Source organism: Xenorhabdus indica, assembly GCF_014467235.1.
Taxonomy (GTDB): Bacteria; Pseudomonadota; Gammaproteobacteria; order Enterobacterales; family Enterobacteriaceae; genus Xenorhabdus; species Xenorhabdus indica.
The window spans coordinates 83153-103935 of record NZ_NKHP01000009.1 but is presented as its reverse complement, the minus strand read 5'-3'; the positions used below and the strand labels follow the sequence as shown (position 1 = coordinate 103935).

The following is a 20783-nucleotide window of genomic DNA, read 5'->3' as shown; positions in this document are numbered from 1 at the left end:
TTACTCTTTAACAGGTTTAATGACTAAACTGGCATCCTGTTGCGCCAGTTCTGCACACGCGGGTTGCACCGGAAATTCCGTGACCGGAAGCGCTTCCGCCATCGGGAGCTGTCCTACTTGTCCGAGCGGCGCAACTCCCTCAGGAAGTTGCAGTGAAACCCCGTGCCCGCTGCCGCCTGAACCCTGCCCGACATTAATCATTGAAGACAAAATGCCAGCCGGCGTGACTTTCAGAAAACTGCCGCCCACTTTCAGGGTGATTTCGGCAGCCGCTTCCAGCACGACTTTGCCGCCACTTTTCAGGTGAATTTCCTGCCCGCTGTCAATCACGGTGGCATCGCCGGTCTGAATATGCTGGCTGCCGGCAATCCGATGCGATACATCGCCTTCGGTGGTGATTTTGCGCGAACCGGCAACCTGATGATGATCATCGGCGCGGATATCGTGGTAACGGTTGTTATCAATGCGGCTCTTCTGATCATGTTTGATATGCCAGTAAGCATCGTTTTCGATGTGCGCGGTCAAATCCTTCTGGCCGTGGAGATAGATTTCCTCACTGTCTTTCGCATCCTCGAAACGCAGTTCGTTAAAGCCTTTGCCTTCGTGGGTCTTGGTATTAAACGTGGTGCGGGTTTTCTGCGCCGGTAAATCCAGTGGCGGGCGGTTCAGGCCGTTATAAACACAGCCGGTGACAATGGGACGGTCAATATCACCATTGAGATAGGAGATAATCACCTCCTGACCGATACGGGGTATCGCCATAAAACCAAAACCGTTACCATTCCAGCCCTGTGCCACCCGCACCCAGCACGATGCCCCATCATCCGATTGGTCGTAGCGGTTCCAGTGAAAATGCACTTTAATCGCACCGTCTTTATTGACAAAAATTTCTTCCCCTTTCGGGCCGACCACAATGGCGGTTTCATCTCCATCGGCCAGCAGTTTATAGTGGAAAGGCGGACGCCAGTCGGCAAGGCCGTCGATAAAACTGAAATGATTACTGAGCGTGGTGCCTTCTCCGCTGTTATCGCCCATAGCCTGCGGGCAGCGACCGTGATGGCTGATGCCGACCACCTGCCAGCGGGCATTCAGCGGTTTATGCGGGTGATTTTTTATCTCAAAAATTTTGCCCGGCATCAGTTTGATGCAGTTACTGCTGCCGCTGCCGTTTTTTTTCTGGTTATCCAGCGCTTCCTGCCGGTATTTGAGAAATGGTTTAGCGGCCGCATCTTTCTGAAAACGCCCGTAACTTTCAAACACAGCATAGGGGGTCTGGCTGCCGAAATCACGGAAACCTTCGCTGCTGTGCATATGGGAAAGGTGATAACGCGGCTCGGCTGGATTGAAATCTTTATGCAGGCTGCGCTGCGGACTCATACCGACACCCAGCCGAACCTGATAAATGGTATCGGTTCCGTAGGCGGTTTCTGGCTGTGGCTGATATTGCAACGGCAGCCCGGCGGTCATACCGAGGTGACTGTCACTGAAAAACGCCGTTTCATCCTCAAACCAGAAGCTGATGCCTTCTTCCGCTGCCAGACGGCTGAAAAACGCATAATCGGATTCACGTTTCTGGGTTACGTATTCCCGGTCCTGATGCGCATCGTAGAGTTTTGAGTCGGCCTGTACCCGGTGTTTTTTCAGCAGGATGGTTAAAATCGCCGGGACATTCTGCCAATGATAAATCCGGCTGTCCTGATTGAGTGTCAACCGCCAGCAGGCCGGCCGTACGGTCAGGGTATAGAGTGTTTTGTTGCCATCAGTGCCAGCCCAGTCAGCATGGGAAACAATGCCGGTGATTTTACGTTGCAGCCTGTCGCCGTTAAACACCTGCAATACTGCTTCCTGCATCAACAGTGAGGCCAAATCAATCTCCGTCTGTGGTCTGAACGGATTCGCGTTACCGGCTCTGACCAGCGTCATGTTCAGGGTAAAGAGTTCTGATAATCCCTCTTGCAGGGAGAATTCCCCTACAGCAAACGTGTCTGCCGGCACACCGGCAATGTGACAGACAAAGCGTAATCCACTTTTCATATTGATTTTTTCCTTATGGTTCCTGTCATGTGTTCCTTAATCCATTACATTTCCGGGCGTAGTCCATCAACATGCCAGAACTGCCACAGCGCCTTGTGGCTGTCCGGCGTAAAAATCTCCAGCATGACAAACGCAGATTGGGTGATAAAACAGGCCAGCGCCTGATTGATTAACCGGCAGAAACGGTACATCTCCCCCGGATTACGGTAGCAGTCGGGATTTAGCGTCAGCGCGAGTAAATGCCCGCGAACAGAACGCCCCAGTCGCATCCGGTCGGTCAGGCGCTCTTCGACCTGCACAATACCGTCAATGTGTTGCCGGAACTGGCGGCTCAGGGGGCGATGCGTGTCGGCATACGGGTCAAACAGCCGGAGAAACTGTTTCAGGCTGTCGGTGGCAAACAGCATCATTGGTGGGCTGGATAGGCAGGACAGCAGCGGCCAGCCGCTCTTTTCCTGTAACAGGGGCGGGTAATCGGTCATGACCGGCGTGATATTGTGGACGCTGAGATGAGATGGTGCGCCTTCCTGCGTCACGGTAATCGTGCCTTGCGTCAATGCCGGTGCCTGTTCATGGTAGCCGGTGAAAGAACACAAAACCGCTATGGCGGGTAAGTCGTTGGCCGGTTTGCCCGTCAAATCAAAAAAGTGCAGCCGGTGCTGAATTCTGCCGAGAAAATCGGGTTCGGTCTGAAGCTGGTAGTAAAACGTGTCGGGTTGCTGGTCGTCATCCCGAAAACGCCCGGCCGGAGTAAACTGTTCAATCGGCAGCCAGTGATACGGTGTTCCGCGTTGCTCACTGTCACCGGGCTGTTCCACAACCTCAATATCACCCAGCCGAAACAACTTCACCGACTCTCCCAGCGGCAGAGGATAACGGTGGTTGTCAGCTTCCAGCTCAATGGGCAGGCTTACCCGATTTTCCAGATGAATGGCCGGTACACAGCCCAATAAGAATGCTTCATCGACATCCGCCAACGGCAATTCGCCCTCGAAACGAAAAATCAGCTCAAATGTACCATCCTCATTCAGGGGCACGGTGGTACAACTTCTGCTGATATCCAGCGTGACAAAGTTATACAGTGGGGACAGCGCATAATATTCCACCAACGGTTGCAGACCGGAATACGTATTTTGGGGCACAGGCAGCACCGGACTATCAAGCAGATCATGCCAGCCATAAGGAAAACCGCGCAGCTTTCGCTGCTTACCCTGCGTGTTCAGGCTGACCTCACAAATATGTTGATCCAGCCACAGACTGAGCTGGGCGGCCTTTTCGGTGTCAGTGCCGAGGAAAAAAGTTAATGCCCCACTTTGCCAGACCGGAGATACCGTGCCGGTCTGGCACAGGGTCAGCATAATTTCACTGTGAGTGCCGGTTTTTTTCACCGTGCGTTGTTGTACGACCAGGGGTTCAATATGCAGCGGACGGCGGGTTTTAAACGTCATTACCTGCCCGTTGTGGTGAGCGGAAACGGCGGTATTCACCGGAATATCTGTGCTGCCCTGATGTTCGCCATCGGTGGGATAAAACTGAAGTATCGTGGTGGGTGGGATGGGACATAACGCTAACGGCCAGATACGGGACAGAATACCGAGGGTGATTTCGGGGAGTTCATCCTCCAGTTTATCTCGTATACTAGCAATCAACAGGGCAAAGGCTTCAAAAAGACGCGCAATATCGGGATTATGGGAGGAAATCAGAAAATCCGCCAGATGCGGTGAACTCTTTCGCCACACGCTGTGCCAGTTCCCGCAGATAGGCGCGTTCTTGCAGGTACAGCGATTCCTTGTTGTTTTTCATTATACTTACTTTTTTATGTTAGATTTTTTTATCCGGTTGGTTAATTTATTGTACATACTCATCAATAAAATTAATTAACCAATTAGATGGAATTTTCACCTGATTTTGGCAGAATATGGGGAAATTAGTCGAATAGGCACGGAAATATAGAAAAAATAAGGTTAACACGAACTGCCACGATTTGACTCGCCTCTGGCTAAACGTTAATATCTCTTCTACAAAAATGATCCATCGCCTGTCAGGATCGCCTTCGGGTGGCGAAACAAAACTCCTGTAGCCTGAAAGGGAGAGCAAGCATTGCGGTACATCTGCGCACTTTTGGAAGCAGATATCGTCAGACACCTAACCCCTCGTCTGGCGGTGAAAGTCTCTTAAACTGAAAAAGACCTCAAAAAGGTGTTTGTATATTGTCTCCCAAGTGCATTGAACATTGAGCCATGCACTTCTTTCATATCAACATCAGACCTCATCTTCACTTAACTTTTGCATAGTGAGATCGAGTGACGTCCTGAACTCATTTCACACCCTACATGCAGGATAGTTTTCACTTTTGATTCAACGTACTAACTGCTCTTATTTGAAATATTCAGCAGACAACTTTTTACACCTGAACAATTACCTCATTGCTCCCGTTTGACACCGAACCTTGCGGCGTTTTGCTATGCCTGTTGGCATTTCAACACTTGCACGACTTTTGCTGACTGTTTGCTGAATTTAAGGCGTCACTTTTTGCCGGTTTACCGCTGAAAGTGACGCCGCAACTAAAGGGCAACACAACTCTGACAGGCTCACGTCTGCTTCACCACACAGTGAATCTGACACTGCATTTTTAGATTGAAAAGGAGAACTTGACGATATCGAGGCTGGCTTTTTTGCCGGTGGGGATGACCTGCTTATGCAGGCGGCAGTACCGTGTACTCAACCGATACCCCGCAATACCTCAACCTGCGTTCACTCTGGCGCACAGATATCGATCAAGGGCAAGGCAGTTATTTTCTGTTTTGCCAGAATGGTCGCGCGCCAGAGATCGCATGTTGTCAAACATCCGCAAGGGGAAACCAATGAGTCGATTGATTAAAGAATTAAAGTTTTTTGCCCGACAAGGCGGCGGTAGTCATAAAACCTGTCATGACCACATTCGGATCGCCGGGCGTTTAGGTGCGTTGTTATTGAGCCTGAATATTCAGGTGAAAAGCCTTAAGAATTTGAAAGCCAAACATGTAGAGCAGTACGTTGATACTCGTTTATCTCAGGGAATTGCCAAACGAACAGTACAAAATGAAATGTCCGCGTTGCGTAATATCTTTCGCATGGCAGGCCGAGAAAAACTGGAGACCGCGCCGCGTTTGAGTAATCAGGCATTGGGGTTAAGCGGCACCAGCCGCGCCGGAACGAAACAAGCTATCCCTGATGCCACGTTTCAGGTTGTTTATCAAAAAGCACTAGAACGTGATGTCGGATTTGCCGTTACACTGAAACTCGCCCGATTGCTGGGGTTACGTTCTCAGGAAGCGGTACAATGTAGTGCATCATTGAAAAGCTGGCGTAAACAGTTAGAGCAACCAGAGCCGAAACTGCATGTTGTTTTCGGTACAAAAGGTGGCCGACCAAGACAAACCCGTGTATTGGATGTTACTTCTGTAAAAGCGGTTGTTGAGCAAGCCATGGTTATTTCAGAGCAACGCGGCGGTAGATTGATTGATAAGCCCGACCTCAAACAGGCCATGAACTACTGGCGAACACATACCACAAAGATTGGGTTAACCGGTTGTCATTCTCCCCACAGTTTGCGCTATGCGTGGGCACAAGATGCTTTGAATTTTTACCAACAGAAGGGTTTTAGCCGTCAGGAAGCAAGAGCACTGGTATCAATGGATTTGGGGCACGGTGATGGTCGCGGGCGTTACGTTGAACGGGTTTATAGTCGTTCAACTTAGTTGTTCGGTTATTGTGTTAGGTAAAACAATCAGTTAAAGTATTCCTGCCATTAGCAAAATCTAGTGGTCAGGGCTTCGCATCCCTGTAGTATCCAAACACTGGTAGGATTTTTCTACCAGTGCGTCTGCTATCACCCTTTCAATGGTGATTCAGGCAGGGGAGGCTTCGGCCTCACCGGTGGATACTCCGGTAATGCGAACCTTGCTTGAATCACCACCATCAATATTAATTAATGGAAGGGGTAGCAGGAATGAATAATATTAAAAATGACTGGCATCAGGCCGATATCATCGCAGCATTACGTAAGCGTGGAACAACCTTAGCAGCTGTTTCTCGTGAAGCAGGACTCAGTTCATCTACACTGGCAAATGCCTTCAACAGACCGTGGCCTAAAGGTGAATGGATTATCGCAAATTACCTTGGCATCCATCCCTCAGAGATCTGGCCCAGTCGTTATTTCGATTCTTATACCGGAGAATTATTAGAAAGAAAAGCCCGCTCTAAGCCACAGGAATAACCGACTTTAATTTGTGATCGACTTCGTGAAAATGATAATTTTTAATATGAAGCCCTGAGTGTGCAGTAGCAACCTAATTAACTATTTTAAAACCTCACGGCTTTTTTTGATTTAAATAAATAGTAAAACACCCATTCTGCTATCCCTCCTAAAATCAGGTCTAATCCTATTACTTATCGTAACGAATAACGTAAATTATATAAAATAACCAGAATAGTCGGAAAATTGAAATCTAAAAATCCTCTACTATCATTTCTTAAAACGGAATGGAGAGCGGAATGTGGCGAAAAAAGAAGCACAAACAGATTTATGGGTTCACGGCTTACTAAAAGAAGCTGGAATTAAACACGATGCTCAGGGCAGTACAATACTTGAGATTGATAACGCTTTAAAAACTGCTTCCAAAAGCGGGTCTAGGAAAGTCGGTTTTCCTGAATTTGTTGGTGTTGTTAAAGATTTCATTCTTGTTATAGAAAATAAAGCGGATATATCTAAACACGTAAAATTAGATGCTAAAGGTGTAATAAGCCTTGAGCCGAAAGACATTAAAGACTTTTCTGTAAACGGGGCCTTGTTCTATAGCCAGCATTTAGCTCAAAACACATCATATAAAAAAATCATTGCGTTTGGCATTTCAGGCGATGAGAAAAGACACAGAATAAGCCCCTACTTTATTGATGAAACCAAGTATTACCGTGAGCTACCAGAAGTCGAATCTTTTATCTCATTCACTGATAGTAATATTGTCGAATACTATACTAGAGAAATTCTGCAAGAAAATACTGAACAAGAAAAAGAGCTTGCTGAGATTCTAAAAGATGCTGCTGAACTTCACGAAGATTTGCGTAATTACGGTAACTTAAAAGATATTGATAAACCTCTTATCGTTTCGGGAATCTTGCTGGCGTTACGAGAAGAAGAATATCGTGGATTTGATGTGCTCCATTTAACGGGTGATGATGTTGATACAGATGGCGATAAAATTTATAACGCTATTGAAAATAACTTAAAGCGCTCAAATGTTGCTCCAGATGTTAAACGTGATAAGATTTTAAGTCAGTTCTCTATCATTAAAGATACGTTTATCCTGAATGAAATTAACACCACCCTAAATAAAACTCCTCTTAAACACTTCACCGAATTTCTACGTGAAAAAATTTACAAAAGCATCAAATACACCCGATCGTCAGAAGATTATTTGGGTCGTTTCTACGGTGAGTTTATGTCTTATTCTGGTGGTGATGGTCAAACACTTGGGATTGTTTTAACGCCCAAGCATATTACCGATCTATTTTGTGATTTGGTGGATATTAAACCAGATGATGTCGTGTTAGATCCTTGCGCAGGTACAGCAGGCTTTCTAATTGCCGCTATGTACCATATGCTGGCTCAAACTGACAATGAAAATACCAGAAAAAACATTCGTCAAAAACAACTGCATGGTTTTGAGTTGCAGCCCTACATGTTCACCATTGCCACTACAAATATGATTTTGCGTGGTGATGGTCAAAGCAATCTGATTAATCATAATTTCCTGAACGAAGACCCAAACGTGCTTCAATTAAATAAAGCTACAATTGGGATGATGAATCCACCATATTCACAGGGTTCAAAGAAAAACCCTAATCTTTATGAGATTGCTTTTACTGAACACCTGCTTGATTCTTTGGTCAAAGATGGATATGTGATTGTCATTATTCCTCAGTCTTCCGTTACGGGTAAAACCAAAGAAGAGCAAGCTATCAAGGCAAACATTTTCAAAAAACATACCCTACAAGGCGTCATTACGCTCAATAAAGACACCTTCTATGGAGTGGGAATCATGCCTTGTATTGCTATTTTTACCGCAGGAGAACCCCATCCTGTTAATAAAGAATGCAAGTTTATTGATTTCCGTGAAGATGGTTTCAAAGTAAGCCCTCATATTGGTCTGATTGAAACAGAGCAGGCGAAAGATAGAAAACAGCATTTATTAGATGTTTGGTTTAATCGTATCGAAGCCGAAAGCAGTTTCTGCGTAAAAACTACTGTTGAAGCCGATGATGAATGGCTTCATAGCTTCTACTACTTCAATGATGAAATTCCAACTGATTCAGAATTTGAAAAGACCATTGGTGATTATCTGACTTTTGAGTTTTCAATGATTATGCAGAATCGAGGATACTTATTTGAATCGAATGATTCCGAGGAGATAGATAATGCTTCTGAAGATTGAAGATAAAGAATGGGATGAGTTCTTTATTGAAAATATAGCTGAAATTGTTTCAGGTAAAGATATTTACGATGCGGAGCGTTTTTCTGGAAGAACACCTTACATATCTTCAACTGCCAAAAACAATGGAGTTGGTCATTTTGTAGGAAATAAAAACAATACATTAGAAGATAACTGCCTTTCAGTTAATCGAAATGGCTCTGTGGGATATTCTTTTTACCATTCTTATAAAGGTCTTTTCTCTAACGATTGTCGTAAATTGCGTCCTAAATTTAAATCTGAATATGTTGGCTTGTTCTTATCCAATCAAGTTAGTTGCCAGCGTGAAAAATACAACTATGGATACAAAATGGGAACAGGAAGATTAAAACGCCAAAAAATAATGCTTCCCATCGACGAGAACGGTAAACCAGACTATCCATTCATGGATAAATACGTTAATAATTTGATAAACAATAAAAAAAATGAATATATTGAACATTGCCATAAAGAATTAGCTGAGCTTGAATTTAAAGAGGTCTGTACACTCGAGGATAAAGAATGGCGTGAGTTCTTTATTAGTGAGTTGTTTGACGTCCAAATTGGCAAAAATATTGATGGGAATAAAGTGGATAAATGCTCTGGAATGTATCCTTATATTACCAGAAAAGAAGTTCATAATGGCAATGATGGTTTCTTGGATTATGACCAAGAGTATCTATTTAAAGATACTCCAGTAATCACAATAGGTAATGAAACAGCATCGCCATTTGTTCAAATATACACATTTTTTACAGGGACAAAAGTGAACATATTAAAACCTAAAAATGTGATTCAGGAGAAAGCATTATTTTTCATTGCACAATCATTGAGACAGCATAAAGACAAGTACTCGTTTTCTTACACGATTAATTCAACTCGTTTAAAACGACAAATGATTCTACTTCCTGTTGCTGAAGATGGAACGCCAGATTATAAATATATGGCGCAATATATGATGAATTTGGAGTATCGGAAGCGCAAACAGTATATTGAGTTTTTGTATTCTCAATCCAAGAGTTGTGATAAGTGAGTAATGTTAGTTTTGTGATGAAAGTCATAAAAATGACAAATTATTATATAGATCCCTGAGCATAAAACGGCATCTTAATTTGACCATTTTTGAACCTCATGGTTTTTTCTTTAACGTAAAGAAAATACAAAAAACAAATAAAATCAATAAGATATGAAACATAGAAAACGGGAAATTTTGGGGGCATTAATAGGGGCATAAAAACAATATGTGAAAATAAATTTAATATATTCAGTAGATTGCATCAACTCACTAGTCCCGCCCTGGCACCAAATTAAAAACCACTGATAAAACAGTGAGTTCGGGAATAAAAATAGCCACCGTACGGTGGCTTTTTTCTTAGGTTTTTCGTGCACGAAAAATCGAAATTGGCAGCACTTTGGCACCACTATATGAATACACAGCATTTATTCCACCTCTGTTTTCCCTCAAAAACCACTCTCGAAAAAATATTTTTTGGTGTCGCAGAAGATGCACTAATTTGCATCATGAAGCGTTTCTTTTAATAATTATTCAGCGATGCCAGACAGAAAATACACCAATTTGATAATCACTATCAGTGATAGGTAGTTTCGATTAATTAAGGAATAATTTTTATGGCTAGAACCAGAAGAGCCAGATGCAAAAAATGCACTAAAATAGTTTTTGAAAGAAATAAGGTATGCCCTCATTGTGAAACATCTAAGCCTGCTTCAATGCCTTTTTCAGCGCTTTGCATAACCATTTTGATAGGCGCGATCCCTTTCATCATCATAATCGCCATTATCTACGGTGTGCACTCTTTCCTTTTCGGCGGCAGCACTAAAGAAGAGCCACCGATTGATGCTCAAACATTCCTCCAACAACATGCCACTAAAACACTTTGGGAATACTCACAGGAACCTCAGTATAAAAGAAAAGATATTGTTAAAAGCTATATTTATTACAAAGATATAGACAGACTTAAGACTGACGCGTTCTACAGCTGTTTAAGTGAGATGTCTTATAAAAAACCCGGTGATTTAAAATTAGATGAAGTGCTTGGATGGTGCTACGCCGACTATAAGAAAGACCCCAATTCACTCGATAATCGAATCAACTTTGATAAATTTTTCTTTAATTTTAGTCAGTGGGATGGCTCTTATACTCCGCTAGAAAGAATTATTAAAATGAGTATGAATGATGACTCAAGCTATAAGCATGTTGACACAACATATTCATTGGTGCTGAGTGAACCGTCTCCTTATGCCATAGTAAGAACAACTCACCGTTTATGCCCATTGATAGGGTGAGAGTCATCAGGAAATTTTTTACTTAAAACAATCCCGCTATTCTTCTGGCGGTATGTAATATCCTGATAATTTTTATATTTTCAATTTCTTCATCGTAACGGTAGAGCATGATAAAGGGAAAATGCGGGACAACAAGTTTTCTATAATGCTCATCCGGGTTGTTACGGACTTTCATACCGGCATACGGAGTGATTTTCAGCAGTCCAGTCATTTCCACGAACTTTGCGTCAATTTCATCAGCCAATAACAACCCAGCCTGTTCAAAGAAGTAAAGATAAATTTGCTCCCGGTCAGTTTGCGCGGTTTCTTCCCATGAAATAGTGATCACGTTATCCCCTGCTCAGTTTATTGCGCAGTAGCGCCATCCGGTGCTGACTTTCAGCCTCATCCATAAACTGAGCCGAACCGTTTTCACACCGATCAATGGCTTTCTCAATTTCCGTTTCTAACCAGTAAGCATGGGTATTTTTTTGATACTCACGTTCTTCATTTGCTAGCTCTTCGGCTTTTTGCCGCATTAACTTAGTTAAGTCTGTCTGATGGCGTTTAGCAGCCTGCATAGCTAGGCGCTTGGTTTCTTCATCAATACGAAAATGAATTGTCTCCATTCATTCCCCCTTAGTTCGCTATCACTTCAATAGCATGTTGTCATTTGTGTTGTCATGTTAGCATAGCAAACTAAAACAACAATGCTGTTTTAAAAAAGAACACTGTTAATGGCTGAGTAAAATTTGGAGGCAGTTGTTTGAATTAATTGAAGGGACATTCAGGAAGCCCCCAAGGATCAGGGGCTAATAATTATCTTAAGGGCTATCAAAGCACATGACCGTTTGTTGTCCCTTTTCTGGATGCGGCGGGGCGAACTCAACTAGTGTCGGCTTAGCCACCCAGCGGACAAACGTTTCATGACTGACAAATGTGGCACTACAATTGATATTCTGGCACTGGTTATAACGTTCTTTGGTTTGAAGGGTATGTTCAAAACTGCTGCGTGTGTGAGCCACATGGCTGCAAAGGGGGCATTTCATCATAAGATGAGCACCTCAAAATCAGGAAAGCGCCAGCTGTGTTAGGCGATAGCGCGATTATAACAAATCAGACGCCCATGTCAGCATCAGATATTTTTACTTCCAGTTCTAACGCCGAGGTTAACCCACTGTCATTTAAGGTATGCGTGACGGTAACCAGCGTCCAGTCTGCGCCGTCAATCTGCGGTTTAAAACCACTGACCCTGACCAACATTTCAGGAAACAGCTCCGGGCGGCCTTTTGCCAGTTGGATGGAGAACGAGGCCACACCGCGCTGGATTTTCTCCCACTCGGCTTTGGCAGCGCGTTCGGCATTGGACTTGTTGGCATAGGTGTGTTTCATCACCAAGACATTCCCCTCGCTGCCGACCAAATAATCACCCTGTTTTTCTTCCTGTTTTTGAGGATTCACTTTGCGCCGTTTGCGTTTGACCGTCACCTGTGTTTTTTTTCTTCGGGTCACGGGTATTCAGCCAGCTGGCCGATACGCCAGTGTAAGCGTTCCGGCCGGCCAGTGAAAAGCGGTAACCGTCACCGGACTGGCGGGTCAGGATCACTTTCGGTAACGGGCGACCACTGGCGGCCTGATTCTGCCCCTGTCGGATAAACAGCAGGTAACCGTTTTTGACGGTAGCAATGGTCCCCTCCTGTTTTGCCAGCCGAGTTAAAAAGCTGCCGTCGGATTCATTGGTCTGGTCGATATGATTTAGCATAATGTCAGCCAGCATTTTATCAATTTCAGGTTACAGATTATTACGCTTCGCAATAGTACGGACAATATCCCCAATCGTTTTCTCATGATAGGAAAGTTCACGGCTGATATTGAGGGTTGCCCGAAAATCGGCACTGCGGGCGCGTAGGGTGATTTTATCCGGCGCACCACTGTATTCAATTTCATCGACAATAAACTTGCCCTTGTGAATGAGCGTTCCCCCTGCCAGCCTAAATACAGTGAGAGTTCCATGCCCCGCCGCGGCAGGGACAGCAGTTTGTCGCTGTCGTCCAGTTCGATATCCAGCTGGTCAGCTTCAAAGCCGCGGTTATCCGTCAGTGTCAGAGCAACCAGCCGATGTTGAATACGGGCGTTGACCGATTCATCTCCGGCACTCAGCACATAAACCGGTGTTTGGGTTTGACCAGTGACCCAGTCTAACTTAGGCGGTGACATTATGAAAATACCCCGCTGAGTTTATCGGCCACCCCGTTTTTCATCTCCGTTAACTGGTTGCTCAGATCGCCGAACATCTCCCCCAGATTTTCATCCACCCGGCGCAAGGTGACGGTAAATTCAATTGTGCGGGCAGCACCATCAACAAAAAATTCGGTTTTGGTCTGGTCCAGGCTTCCGATGATAAACATACCGTAAATCATGCCGTGACCGTCCAGAAACGACCACGCTTTGCCGCTGTCGGCCATCATGATCAATAATCCTCTCGGTCAGAAAAAGCACTGCGGGCATGGGCACGCTGTTGGTGTTCACAGCGATCCAGTTCACGGGCCACCGCACGGGCAAGATCCTGTTCAGACCGGCTTGGTGTAGCATGAATATGGATTTCATACGCCGGGCGATTGTGCTGTTGGTGCTGATTGATAACGGTCACGCCGGCGCTTTGGTATTGGGCAGTCGGCAGGCTGTAGGGATGTAACGGAGTTTGCTGGGCGCTGACCGTGGAGGCGGCACCCAGTGATAAGGCGGCCATAGTGGCGAGGGCAGCCGTCTGTCGGCGACTGGTCACCCGCGCCGGGCCGTTAATCAGTTCCGGGCCATGTTCACCGACCAGCCCGAATTTTCCGGCAGGCAAATAACCCCCGCTATCAAAAGCGCCGCCAAAAAAACCGGCCATCGAGTTACTGGCTGTATTGTTATAGGCCTCCAGTGCCTGCTTCACTTCCGGCTTTTGCGCCTGCGTTTTCATAAAATCCGGGGTGATGGCGTCTTTAAATTTCCGTCCCCAGATTGGCAATGCTCTGTTTCAGGGCTTTCCATTTATCTTTAATCCCGGTGATGAGTTTTTCGATAATTTCCGTGCCAAACCGCTTAAACTTTTCCGGCAGTTTTTTGGTATCTTCGACAATTTCATCCCATTTATCTGGCAGAGTCTTCTTGATACCGTCCCATTTATTTTGGGTATCCTGTTTGATTTCTTCCCACTTATCACGGATTTTTTGCTTAATATTTTGCCATGCGGTCGAGACATAATGGGAAATGCGATCCCACAGGTTTTTAAACCACGGCACCAGTGTTTCCCAGTTGTCGTAAATTAATCAGGCTGCCAATGCAATCATGCCGAGGATCGCCAGAATCGGGTTTGCCATCATGAGCGCGGTCGCTCCGCGTATCACCCCGGCCAGTATTTTAAACGCACCGCCTAATAAACTCAGACTGCCCGCCCCTTTAATACCCAGCAGAGAAAAGCCCAGCCTGACCATTGCCAATGGCCCCAGTAAGGTCGCCAGCACCAGTGTAATGGCACCCATCACTGTCAGAATGATCCCCAGACCGGCCGCCGCAATGGAAAGATATTTAGCAACAGTTGGGTGGTCATTAAAGAACTGCTTCACGTTGTTTTGTCAGGCCCTTGATATACAACGGTAGTAGTTGATCGCCGATCTGTTTGTACAAATCGCGTTTACGAGCGTCTAGCTCCAACTCTTGCCCCTGTGCCGTCGTCTTACCTTCCTTCACCAGTTTATCTACACTGTAGGCTTCATGTCCGGCCTTGATCTGCTTCTCTATATTGGCGTGTTCGCGGTACATGGTGACAAACAAGTCAGCGCCCTTGCGGTCAGAGAACAATTTGGCAACGGCGGTTTCCATACCTCGTTCATCTAACTGCGGATGTTTCTTACGAATACGCGGCACTATTTCTTCCATTAAGTAACGAAATGGATCCGTCTGGAATTTTTCCGCATTCACCAGCGCACCGGGTTTTACCTTAGTAATATGCCCGGTTTTACCGTATTTGACCGCGCTTTTTTTAACAATCCCAGTGCGCTCAACTCTTCCGCAGCCCCTTGCGTGGTGCGGCCCATTATTAAGTTCTGATAAGCACTGGCAAGGGATGTTCCTGTCCGATCACTACCAATCTGCTGAATAATATGCGACATGGAGAAATAAAATGCTTCATCGCTCATCTGCTTAGCCGCCACGTTTCCCGTTTTGAGCATCGCCATATAATCGCTGGGTAACACTAACCCCCCACTGGCTGCCATTGCCTGAGCAGACAGGTTCACAGATTTTTTAAAGTCTTCGGGGCTGTTAATCATGTTACGCATTTCAGCAATTTTCAGCACTTCCTGTGACTGGTCGCGCAGTTCCTGTGCTTTCTCGTCACTGATCCCGTGCATATCCAAAAAACGAGTCGCATATTGCAATTTCAGCAACTCAGGCGTCACCATTTTGGCTTCATCATAATGCCGCAATACTGAATGCGCTTCTTTCAGGGCTTTCAAGTTATCACTGGTGCTATTGCCTATAATGGTCATACCGTTAGCGAATTTGTCCGCGTCTTTCAGAATTCTTTCGCCAACACCCAGCGCCCGGAATTCGTCCATTTCCTTGTGGTAGATGGATGCCTCGTTCAGCATCGGCTTCACACCCATCAACATAGTGAAGTGGTCAATAAAAATTGGTCACTGACTTAGAGGCTTCCAAAATAATCTTTCTGATTCATTGGGCGTTAATCCGTTGTTATACCCGTGAGGGCGAAGCTGGCTGTAATAACCTGTTATATACTGAGTGATTGAATATCTGGCTACCATAAAATTTGCATATCCCTCTAAAGGCACCCATTCACTTTTCAAGCTCCTGAAAAACCGTTCCATTGGACTGTTGACGCTCCTATGTCAAGCATCATTATGAAAGCGATTTTAAATCAGCCAAAATTAAGGGATACAGCTCTCGTACAATATAGCGTTTTAAGCAACGTAATATTTCTTTCGTTGACAACCCTTCATTTGTTCGGCGTTGAGTATAGATCTTGGTTCTGGGATCACTACGCATACGAACCAGCGCAATTGTCCAGAGTGCATTATTGGCTTCACGTGCTCCTCCCCGATTCAATCGATGTCGTACCGTTTTTCCCGATGATGCAGGTAAAGGATTAACGCCACAGAGCGCCGCTAATGCGGCTTCATTTTTTAGCCGTTCAGGATTATCACCCGCCACCGCAAGCAAAGTCGCCGCTGTCTGCGGGCAGACACCATACTGGCTCCGCAAATTTTTTGCATATTGTTTTGGGGGCAGGGGCAAGGCTCCTATTAGGTCACTGACTCTGGGCCCGGTAATCAGGGGAAACCGAAGTAAACGACAGGTCAACAGAAAGGCACGTAACCAATCCCAGCACGGGTCAGTTCACTCCGGTATTCGTCAGTATAGTAAACTGAGTATCCCAACAGTTTCCCCGTCGGCTCAGGCTTTGTTTGATACCATATCGCTGTCATAATCGTCTAAATGCTTTGCTGGTATACTGGCATCCCTGATCACTGTGAAACATCACACCTTGTGGCTTTCCTCTTGATTCAAATGCCATGGTTAAAGCTTTCTTTGTTAACTCAGCGTCGGGCGACAATGACATCGCCCAACCGACGGGTTTACGCGCAAATAAGTCGAAAACCACCGCTAAATACGCCCAACGTTGACCTGTCCAGATGTAGGTGATGTCACCACACCAAACCTGATTGGGTGCCGTAACAGTAAATTGGCGGTCAAGATGGTTTGGAATATCAACATGTTCCTGCTCCTTTCGTGAATACCGATGTTTGGGTTGCTGACGACTCACCAGTCCGAATTCAGCCATGAGTTTTCCGGCCCGCCATCGGCCTAGTGGGAGCCCCTCACGGGTGACTATCGAGGCAATTGTTCGTACTCCGGCAGAACCATGACTCTTGTTAAACGCTTCACGAACCCGGCTTTTTAGCGTCACACGAGCAGAGTCTGGCCGCTTGACTCGCTTGTGCCAGGCCTGATAACGACTGCGATGAACCCTGAACAGTTGGCAAAGGAAAACCACCGGATAATGCACTCTGAATTGCTCGATTAACGTGCACTGTTCAGGTAGTCCGACATCAAGAGTGCTGAGGCTTTTTTTAATACATTGTCCCATCCTAATAAAACTGTCACTCAGTCTCAACTTGATAAACTTAGTGACAGAGTCTCTTCTCTTTCGCATACCGGGTTGACCCTTTTGCATACTTACTCTCGCAGATAACATACCCGGCATCCAGCAACCTGAAATGCATATACCAAGACAGTGGAATACTCACGACAAGCCCGAGGAAGGCAATGGCGAGAAAAAAATAAGCACGAACATGACGTAAGAGGATTTCACCCGGTCTTCCATCTTAAACGCCGCTATTAGCTCGCTACCTGAAGTAAAGACTGCCAGCCCCCCCATCATTAAAACGGCTAATGACACCAAAATAATGCCAACCCTTTTTTCTATTGTCATGACTCTTATCCCCTGTGCACGTAACGTATTGCCCTAATTATTCTGATAGTTATCAGAGTTTCAAAAAATTAACTTATTATCAATATTGACAATGGACTAAATAGCATAACAACCTGCCCAGTGAAAACTTAAACCTGCCTTCGCCACAAAAACACGCCCCTGTCATTTTGAGCCACACTGAATGGATTTCTGCGTTCTCGCATTTTACTGTGTTAATTTTTGGCAGCTGGCACAGCCAATAAACCCCGCTGCGCGCAGTCGTGACCCCACCGCGCCTGCCCACTAAATGTGTCGCTTTTTATGCACCTGCAAGGGATCGTTCCAGAGGCGCCCGTACTGGCGCTTGGCGGGGTATGGGATCCTTGTTTGATTTTGCGGATTGGTGCGCAATCATGGTCGTTTTATGCATGACTAAAATATCAACTAAAATAGCTGCGATTAGCTTTGGACTATGATAGTTTCATTTTGTGATTATTCATGGGTATCTATGATATCCATTATGGCTAAGGAGAATTTTATGGCTGGCCCACTCACAGCACCTGTCCGTATTAATAGCTTTCTTGAACGAGAAAGGCGCTCTGGAAGACATTGGAGACAATACCAAGCCGTAACTGAGTATTATTACGCTGGCCCTGTGCCTGTCGTTGATGATCCACGCAGGCACTATCCACTTTTACATTTAGCTTTTACTTTAGACGGCATTCCAAATAGTTTAATTTACTTTATTAACCAAAACACACATTTGATATTATTTCTCTCACCCAATTTTGATCAAAACAATATCAACCAACTTACCAGAAGAGATATGCAGGACGCCGTTCGGGGTTTTAGGCAATTTTGGTTTTGAGTAGGGCATTAATATTTATAGTGTTAACTTTTATTGATATTTAATCCCTTCCGTTAAAGGTGTGACATGTCACACTCTCACAACTTTACTTCATGCCAGCCTGACGTCACCCAGCAAGCTGAATCACCGAAAAAGCAGCATTCCTCCACCGGAAGCGCCTCACCGCATTTACCACACCGCTTCGCTGATAGCGCTTGCAACTCAGCATCATCTTTGCGAATAAGCAGGGTGAGATATTCCACCACGTCATAAGGCTCGCGCCCCGATCTTCTCAGTTAACAATTGCGCTTCAGCATATCCAGTTCCTGATTATCAAGCAGCAATTCCATTTTAGTGACACCAGCTTCCTGCTGGTGTTGGTGTTGACGTTGAGTGGCTTTGCGTTCTGCGGCGGATTTCGCCATTGTGTTTATTCTCCCTGATTACCCGCGTGGATGGGGCAACCGACACAAATACAGCTCTTCAAACTCCTTTCGTGAATAGTGCTCAATAATCCTCTTTTCATCCAAGAAACCTTTATCAACATCAAACAACGTGACCGTATCGAAAAAAGCAGGCGAGCCAAAAATACGATTCAGGGTAAAAAGCCGTTTATAAGCCTCCTCGCCGTAATCCCCTGAACATCGGGAGGAATAAAACGTTCTATGACATTTTTTATTTATTGATAAACTCAACGCCGATTGTATCAACTGAACGGGATTATCCGACCAAGCCCACTCTGACACATAAACATCATCAGACAAGGCAGCAACATGGCTGTTGACCTAAATCGATTCTCATAGTTTCCTCATTTCCCCAATATTCATAATCCGCGCTTGCAATGCCTCACGGCGCACCTGTTTACGAGCCTCAAACTCGCGTTGCTTCCGTTCCTGCTCCTCCGGTAAATCCATCAACTGCACAGTGCCGTCACGCACTCGCAGCCGCTGACCCTCAAAGCTGATACTCATACCCTTGATAAACATCGTTTCCATTGACTGATTACTGATTTCGAACGCCATTAACCCAGTCAGCCGCCTGACCTCCGGCAACTTCGCCTCTTCTTTTGGCGTTAACATGATGCGGGAGATAACCCGCGGCCCTGAAACGCCTATTTCCTCACGCTGTACGTGATTTTCAGCGGCGTTGAGTTCCGTGGCCTCCCCATTAGAGAACATCCGATAACGCCTTACCGGTTAAATTAGGCGGTAATGCCGGGCTGTCCTCCAACCCCTGCCAATCCCCTGATCCACAGTTATTGACAGGACTCCGAGACACGCCGATGGCGCTCTTTAAAAGATCAAAACCCTCATCGGCGGAGGCTGAGGCTTGGCTATCGTGTTTTTTGACGATGCGGTATTTCCGCTCGCGTGTTTTCAACACACCGGCGGTCGGATTGAGTTGGGCATAAATCCCGACGACATTAGAAACAGCTTCGTCATACGAATTGAGCTTGTCGCTGACTTCACGGGCGACACGGATAGTCTGTTGATTACGCGGGGTACAAGGGCCATCCTGTGACAGAATGTAGTTTTCAAAGTCGCCCAAATCGACGGCGGCGCGTACCTTTTCGGCGATCTCATCCAATTGGTTAGTAATGTTAATGCTGCGCAGACGGTGCTGAAATTTGGTGGGGAGACGAGACGGGCATAAAAAATACCTGTCATTGATGTGAATGCAAAACGTTTTTCTCTCAACATGATATCGGCCATCAATAATCGTGGCAGTCTGAGATTCATGTTGTACAAGGAGACGATGACCGCCCGAACATTATTACATTTTTTTCAACAGCTCATATAAAGAAGCGGGGCGAAAAGTGTATTTGATATTGGATAACCTGCGGGTACACCACGCGAAGCTAGTAACACGCTGGTTGGAAAACATCAAAACCGTCTTGAGGTATTTTATCTACCTCCCTATTCCCCAGAGTGAAATCCCGATGAATACCTTAATGGCGATTTGAAAAGAGCCCTTCGTCACTCATCACCCGCAAGAAATTAGCAAGAATGAGAAGGAAAGACAAAAAGCCATATCAGAAAGCGGCAAAGAAGAAATACACATGTTGCCCGCTTTTTCCGACATCCCAAAATTTGTTATGCTGCATGATGGAAATAGGGGTATTTGCACACCGGGTTAATAACTAAATGCCTTTCTATTACATCCTCACGTATTTTCATTTAATTTATCCCTGTGATATTGCTTTAAACAAAATTCGGAGCGAATTTCAGCCCAGGCAATATTTAAGGTATTTCGGGAATGGCGAGCGGCTTTATTCCAAACTTTCGATGCCCGTAAATAATCGCCCCCACGTTCAATTTGCGCGGCCTCACGCGCAGCCCGATAAAATAACGGGCTGTCTCGGTATTTAAATGCCATAGGGGATTTCTCAGCGACAGGTACAATAACCAGCAAACACGAGCGTAAGCGGTGATGGATCATCGGGGTGGGTGATGTTGTCAACATAATATATGGTTTTACGGTACACGACAGAATAACAGCTATCACCATGTATATATGTTAGTTTCCCTGTTACTCCTCGGAGCTTAAATGATTTTCCATTATAGGTTTTAATGGTAAAGCAACATTTTTCACCAACATTAATTTTCTTCGGCTCGCCGTAGTAGCCACCAAATTTTTCACAACGTTCCATAAT

The 20783-nt window shown here is 45.4% G+C and carries 25 protein-coding genes and 5 pseudogenes; 7 read left to right on the top strand and 23 right to left on the bottom strand.

Annotated features, from left to right (window positions below; translation table 11 throughout):
- Both tssI and Xind_RS09145 read right to left on the bottom strand, forming a co-directional pair.
- Nucleotides 1–2034, bottom strand: a complete 2034-nt coding sequence (gene tssI, locus Xind_RS09150) for a type VI secretion system tip protein TssI/VgrG (protein WP_187649902.1) — start codon at nucleotides 2032–2034, stop codon at nucleotides 1–3.
- Nucleotides 2035–2078: 44 nt separating this feature from the next.
- Nucleotides 2079–3773 carry a type VI secretion system baseplate subunit TssF gene (locus tag Xind_RS09145; protein ID WP_338114341.1) on the bottom strand — a complete coding sequence of 565 codons (1695 nt, stop codon included), beginning with the start codon at nucleotides 3771–3773 and terminating at the stop codon, nucleotides 2079–2081.
- Between the two features lie 959 nt (nucleotides 3774–4732).
- Between Xind_RS09145 and Xind_RS09140 the strand changes: the two genes are divergently transcribed.
- From Xind_RS09140 to Xind_RS09115, 6 genes are all read left to right on the top strand, one after another.
- The gene (locus tag Xind_RS09140; protein WP_187649901.1) at nucleotides 4733–4915 is read left to right on the top strand and encodes a hypothetical protein; all 183 of its coding nucleotides are present in this window, start codon (nucleotides 4733–4735) and stop codon (nucleotides 4913–4915) included.
- Nucleotides 4899–5774 (top strand): integrase domain-containing protein, encoded by an 876-nt coding sequence (locus Xind_RS09135; RefSeq protein ID WP_187649900.1) that lies wholly within the window; start codon nucleotides 4899–4901, stop codon nucleotides 5772–5774. Before Xind_RS09140 ends, Xind_RS09135 begins: the two co-directional genes overlap by 17 nt.
- A gap of 251 nt (nucleotides 5775–6025) precedes the next feature.
- The gene (locus Xind_RS09130; protein ID WP_187649899.1) at nucleotides 6026–6292 is read left to right on the top strand and encodes a helix-turn-helix domain-containing protein; all 267 of its coding nucleotides are present in this window, start codon (nucleotides 6026–6028) and stop codon (nucleotides 6290–6292) included.
- A 280-nt stretch (nucleotides 6293–6572) separates the two neighbouring features.
- The gene (locus Xind_RS23145) at nucleotides 6573–8507 is read left to right on the top strand and encodes an N-6 DNA methylase (RefSeq protein ID WP_187649898.1); all 1935 of its coding nucleotides are present in this window, start codon (nucleotides 6573–6575) and stop codon (nucleotides 8505–8507) included.
- Nucleotides 8491–9555, top strand: coding sequence for a restriction endonuclease subunit S (locus Xind_RS09120; RefSeq protein ID WP_187649897.1), 1065 nt, complete (start codon nucleotides 8491–8493; stop codon nucleotides 9553–9555). Before Xind_RS23145 ends, Xind_RS09120 begins: the two co-directional genes overlap by 17 nt.
- A 596-nt stretch (nucleotides 9556–10151) precedes the next feature.
- A complete protein-coding gene (locus Xind_RS09115) occupies nucleotides 10152–10826 on the top strand; it encodes a hypothetical protein (RefSeq protein ID WP_187649896.1) in 675 nt (224 codons plus the stop codon).
- A 22-nt stretch (nucleotides 10827–10848) separates the two neighbouring features.
- Here Xind_RS09115 and Xind_RS09110 read toward each other — a convergent pair whose 3' ends face one another.
- The 15 genes and pseudogenes from Xind_RS09110 to Xind_RS09040 all read right to left on the bottom strand — a co-directional run bounded on the left by Xind_RS09110 (nucleotide 10849) and on the right by Xind_RS09040 (nucleotide 17304).
- Nucleotides 10849–11154: a type II toxin-antitoxin system RelE/ParE family toxin gene (locus tag Xind_RS09110; RefSeq protein ID WP_047683839.1), complete on the bottom strand. Its 306-nt coding sequence runs from the start codon at nucleotides 11152–11154 to the stop codon at nucleotides 10849–10851.
- Nucleotide 11155: 1 nt separating this feature from the next.
- On the bottom strand, nucleotides 11156–11434 hold the full coding sequence (locus Xind_RS09105; RefSeq protein ID WP_047683842.1) for a damage-inducible protein J: 279 nt from the start codon (nucleotides 11432–11434) through the stop codon (nucleotides 11156–11158).
- A gap of 195 nt (nucleotides 11435–11629) precedes the next feature.
- A complete protein-coding gene (locus Xind_RS09100; protein ID WP_187649895.1) occupies nucleotides 11630–11857 on the bottom strand; it encodes an ogr/Delta-like zinc finger family protein in 228 nt (75 codons plus the stop codon).
- A gap of 64 nt (nucleotides 11858–11921) precedes the next feature.
- A pseudogene (locus Xind_RS09095) lies at nucleotides 11922–13022 on the bottom strand (phage late control D family protein).
- Complete coding sequence (locus Xind_RS09090) at nucleotides 13022–13273, bottom strand: phage tail protein (RefSeq protein WP_246432495.1); 252 nt, start codon at nucleotides 13271–13273, stop codon at nucleotides 13022–13024. Before Xind_RS09090 ends, Xind_RS09095 begins: the two are co-directional and overlap by 1 nt.
- A gap of 2 nt (nucleotides 13274–13275) precedes the next feature.
- Entirely contained in the window at nucleotides 13276–13770 is a 495-nt protein-coding gene (locus tag Xind_RS09085) for a hypothetical protein (RefSeq protein WP_187649894.1), read from the bottom strand.
- 22 nt (nucleotides 13771–13792) lie between these two features.
- On the bottom strand, nucleotides 13793–14092 hold the full coding sequence (locus tag Xind_RS09080; RefSeq protein ID WP_047683850.1) for a hypothetical protein: 300 nt from the start codon (nucleotides 14090–14092) through the stop codon (nucleotides 13793–13795).
- Nucleotides 14093–14119: 27 nt separating this feature from the next.
- On the bottom strand, nucleotides 14120–14416 hold the full coding sequence (locus Xind_RS09075; protein ID WP_187649893.1) for a hypothetical protein: 297 nt from the start codon (nucleotides 14414–14416) through the stop codon (nucleotides 14120–14122).
- The gene (locus tag Xind_RS09070) at nucleotides 14400–14771 is read right to left on the bottom strand and encodes a hypothetical protein (RefSeq protein WP_187649892.1); all 372 of its coding nucleotides are present in this window, start codon (nucleotides 14769–14771) and stop codon (nucleotides 14400–14402) included. The genes Xind_RS09075 and Xind_RS09070 overlap by 17 nt, the downstream gene beginning before the upstream one ends.
- Nucleotides 14772–14785: 14 nt before the next feature.
- A complete protein-coding gene (locus tag Xind_RS09065; RefSeq protein WP_047683854.1) occupies nucleotides 14786–15442 on the bottom strand; it encodes a hypothetical protein in 657 nt (218 codons plus the stop codon).
- 31 nt (nucleotides 15443–15473) lie between these two features.
- Nucleotides 15474–15688 (bottom strand): annotated as a pseudogene (locus tag Xind_RS09060) (IS3 family transposase); the annotation flags it as partial.
- A 22-nt stretch (nucleotides 15689–15710) separates the two neighbouring features.
- Nucleotides 15711–16100: pseudogene (locus Xind_RS09055) on the bottom strand (transposase); the annotation flags it as partial.
- Nucleotides 16101–16296: 196 nt separating this feature from the next.
- Nucleotides 16297–16953 (bottom strand): annotated as a pseudogene (locus tag Xind_RS21130) (IS3 family transposase); the annotation flags it as partial.
- 43 nt (nucleotides 16954–16996) lie between these two features.
- Entirely contained in the window at nucleotides 16997–17095 is a 99-nt protein-coding gene (locus tag Xind_RS24055) for a hypothetical protein (RefSeq protein WP_420856068.1), read from the bottom strand.
- A 20-nt stretch (nucleotides 17096–17115) separates the two neighbouring features.
- Nucleotides 17116–17304 carry a hypothetical protein gene (locus tag Xind_RS09040; RefSeq protein ID WP_187649890.1) on the bottom strand — a complete coding sequence of 63 codons (189 nt, stop codon included), beginning with the start codon at nucleotides 17302–17304 and terminating at the stop codon, nucleotides 17116–17118.
- Between the two features lie 517 nt (nucleotides 17305–17821).
- Between Xind_RS09040 and Xind_RS09035 the strand changes: the two genes are divergently transcribed.
- Complete coding sequence (locus Xind_RS09035) at nucleotides 17822–18151, top strand: hypothetical protein (protein ID WP_047683858.1); 330 nt, start codon at nucleotides 17822–17824, stop codon at nucleotides 18149–18151.
- A 77-nt stretch (nucleotides 18152–18228) separates the two neighbouring features.
- On the opposite strand, the pseudogene Xind_RS09030 reads toward Xind_RS09035, so the two are convergent.
- From Xind_RS09030 to Xind_RS09005, 6 genes and pseudogenes are all read right to left on the bottom strand, one after another.
- Nucleotides 18229–18555, bottom strand: a pseudogene (locus tag Xind_RS09030) (hypothetical protein).
- An 18-nt stretch (nucleotides 18556–18573) separates the two neighbouring features.
- Nucleotides 18574–18894 (bottom strand): hypothetical protein, encoded by a 321-nt coding sequence (locus tag Xind_RS09025; protein ID WP_156115398.1) that lies wholly within the window; start codon nucleotides 18892–18894, stop codon nucleotides 18574–18576.
- 33 nt (nucleotides 18895–18927) lie between these two features.
- A complete protein-coding gene (locus Xind_RS09020) occupies nucleotides 18928–19308 on the bottom strand; it encodes a hypothetical protein (protein ID WP_047683861.1) in 381 nt (126 codons plus the stop codon).
- Entirely contained in the window at nucleotides 19298–19717 is a 420-nt protein-coding gene (locus tag Xind_RS09015; RefSeq protein ID WP_187649889.1) for a hypothetical protein, read from the bottom strand. The genes Xind_RS09020 and Xind_RS09015 overlap by 11 nt, the downstream gene beginning before the upstream one ends.
- Nucleotides 19718–20293: 576 nt before the next feature.
- Nucleotides 20294–20506 carry an ANR family transcriptional regulator gene (locus tag Xind_RS09010; RefSeq protein ID WP_047683866.1) on the bottom strand — a complete coding sequence of 71 codons (213 nt, stop codon included), beginning with the start codon at nucleotides 20504–20506 and terminating at the stop codon, nucleotides 20294–20296.
- A gap of 10 nt (nucleotides 20507–20516) precedes the next feature.
- On the bottom strand, nucleotides 20517–20780 hold the full coding sequence (locus Xind_RS09005; protein WP_047683869.1) for a hypothetical protein: 264 nt from the start codon (nucleotides 20778–20780) through the stop codon (nucleotides 20517–20519).
- Between the last annotated feature and the right edge of the window lie 3 nt (nucleotides 20781–20783).

Excerpts from the sequence above, each read along its gene's own strand:
- Xind_RS09065 (WP_047683854.1), bottom strand. The coding sequence starts at position 15,442 with ATGCTGAACGAGGCATCCATCTACCACAAGGAAATGGACGAATTCCGG.
- Xind_RS09090 (WP_246432495.1), bottom strand. The coding sequence starts at position 13,273 with ATGATGGCCGACAGCGGCAAAGCGTGGTCGTTTCTGGACGGTCACGGC.
- Xind_RS09105 (WP_047683842.1), bottom strand. The coding sequence starts at position 11,434 with ATGGAGACAATTCATTTTCGTATTGATGAAGAAACCAAGCGCCTAGCT.
- Xind_RS09085 (WP_187649894.1), bottom strand. The coding sequence starts at position 13,770 with ATGAAAACGCAGGCGCAAAAGCCGGAAGTGAAGCAGGCACTGGAGGCC.
- Xind_RS09115 (WP_187649896.1), top strand. The coding sequence starts at position 10,152 with ATGGCTAGAACCAGAAGAGCCAGATGCAAAAAATGCACTAAAATAGTT.
- Xind_RS09130 (WP_187649899.1), top strand. The coding sequence starts at position 6,026 with ATGAATAATATTAAAAATGACTGGCATCAGGCCGATATCATCGCAGCA.
- Xind_RS09035 (WP_047683858.1), top strand. The coding sequence starts at position 17,822 with ATGGCTGGCCCACTCACAGCACCTGTCCGTATTAATAGCTTTCTTGAA.
- Xind_RS09020 (WP_047683861.1), bottom strand. The coding sequence starts at position 19,308 with ATGTTCTCTAATGGGGAGGCCACGGAACTCAACGCCGCTGAAAATCAC.
- Xind_RS09135 (WP_187649900.1), top strand. The coding sequence starts at position 4,899 with ATGAGTCGATTGATTAAAGAATTAAAGTTTTTTGCCCGACAAGGCGGC.
- Xind_RS09005 (WP_047683869.1), bottom strand. The coding sequence starts at position 20,780 with ATGGAACGTTGTGAAAAATTTGGTGGCTACTACGGCGAGCCGAAGAAA.
- Xind_RS09010 (WP_047683866.1), bottom strand. The coding sequence starts at position 20,506 with ATGGCATTTAAATACCGAGACAGCCCGTTATTTTATCGGGCTGCGCGT.
- Xind_RS09140 (WP_187649901.1), top strand. The coding sequence starts at position 4,733 with ATGCAGGCGGCAGTACCGTGTACTCAACCGATACCCCGCAATACCTCA.
- Xind_RS09040 (WP_187649890.1), bottom strand. The coding sequence starts at position 17,304 with ATGACAATAGAAAAAAGGGTTGGCATTATTTTGGTGTCATTAGCCGTT.
- Xind_RS09100 (WP_187649895.1), bottom strand. The coding sequence starts at position 11,857 with ATGATGAAATGCCCCCTTTGCAGCCATGTGGCTCACACACGCAGCAGT.
- Xind_RS24055 (WP_420856068.1), bottom strand. The coding sequence starts at position 17,095 with ATGCATTTCAGGTTGCTGGATGCCGGGTATGTTATCTGCGAGAGTAAG.
- Xind_RS09120 (WP_187649897.1), top strand. The coding sequence starts at position 8,491 with ATGCTTCTGAAGATTGAAGATAAAGAATGGGATGAGTTCTTTATTGAA.
- tssI (WP_187649902.1), bottom strand. The coding sequence starts at position 2,034 with ATGAAAAGTGGATTACGCTTTGTCTGTCACATTGCCGGTGTGCCGGCA.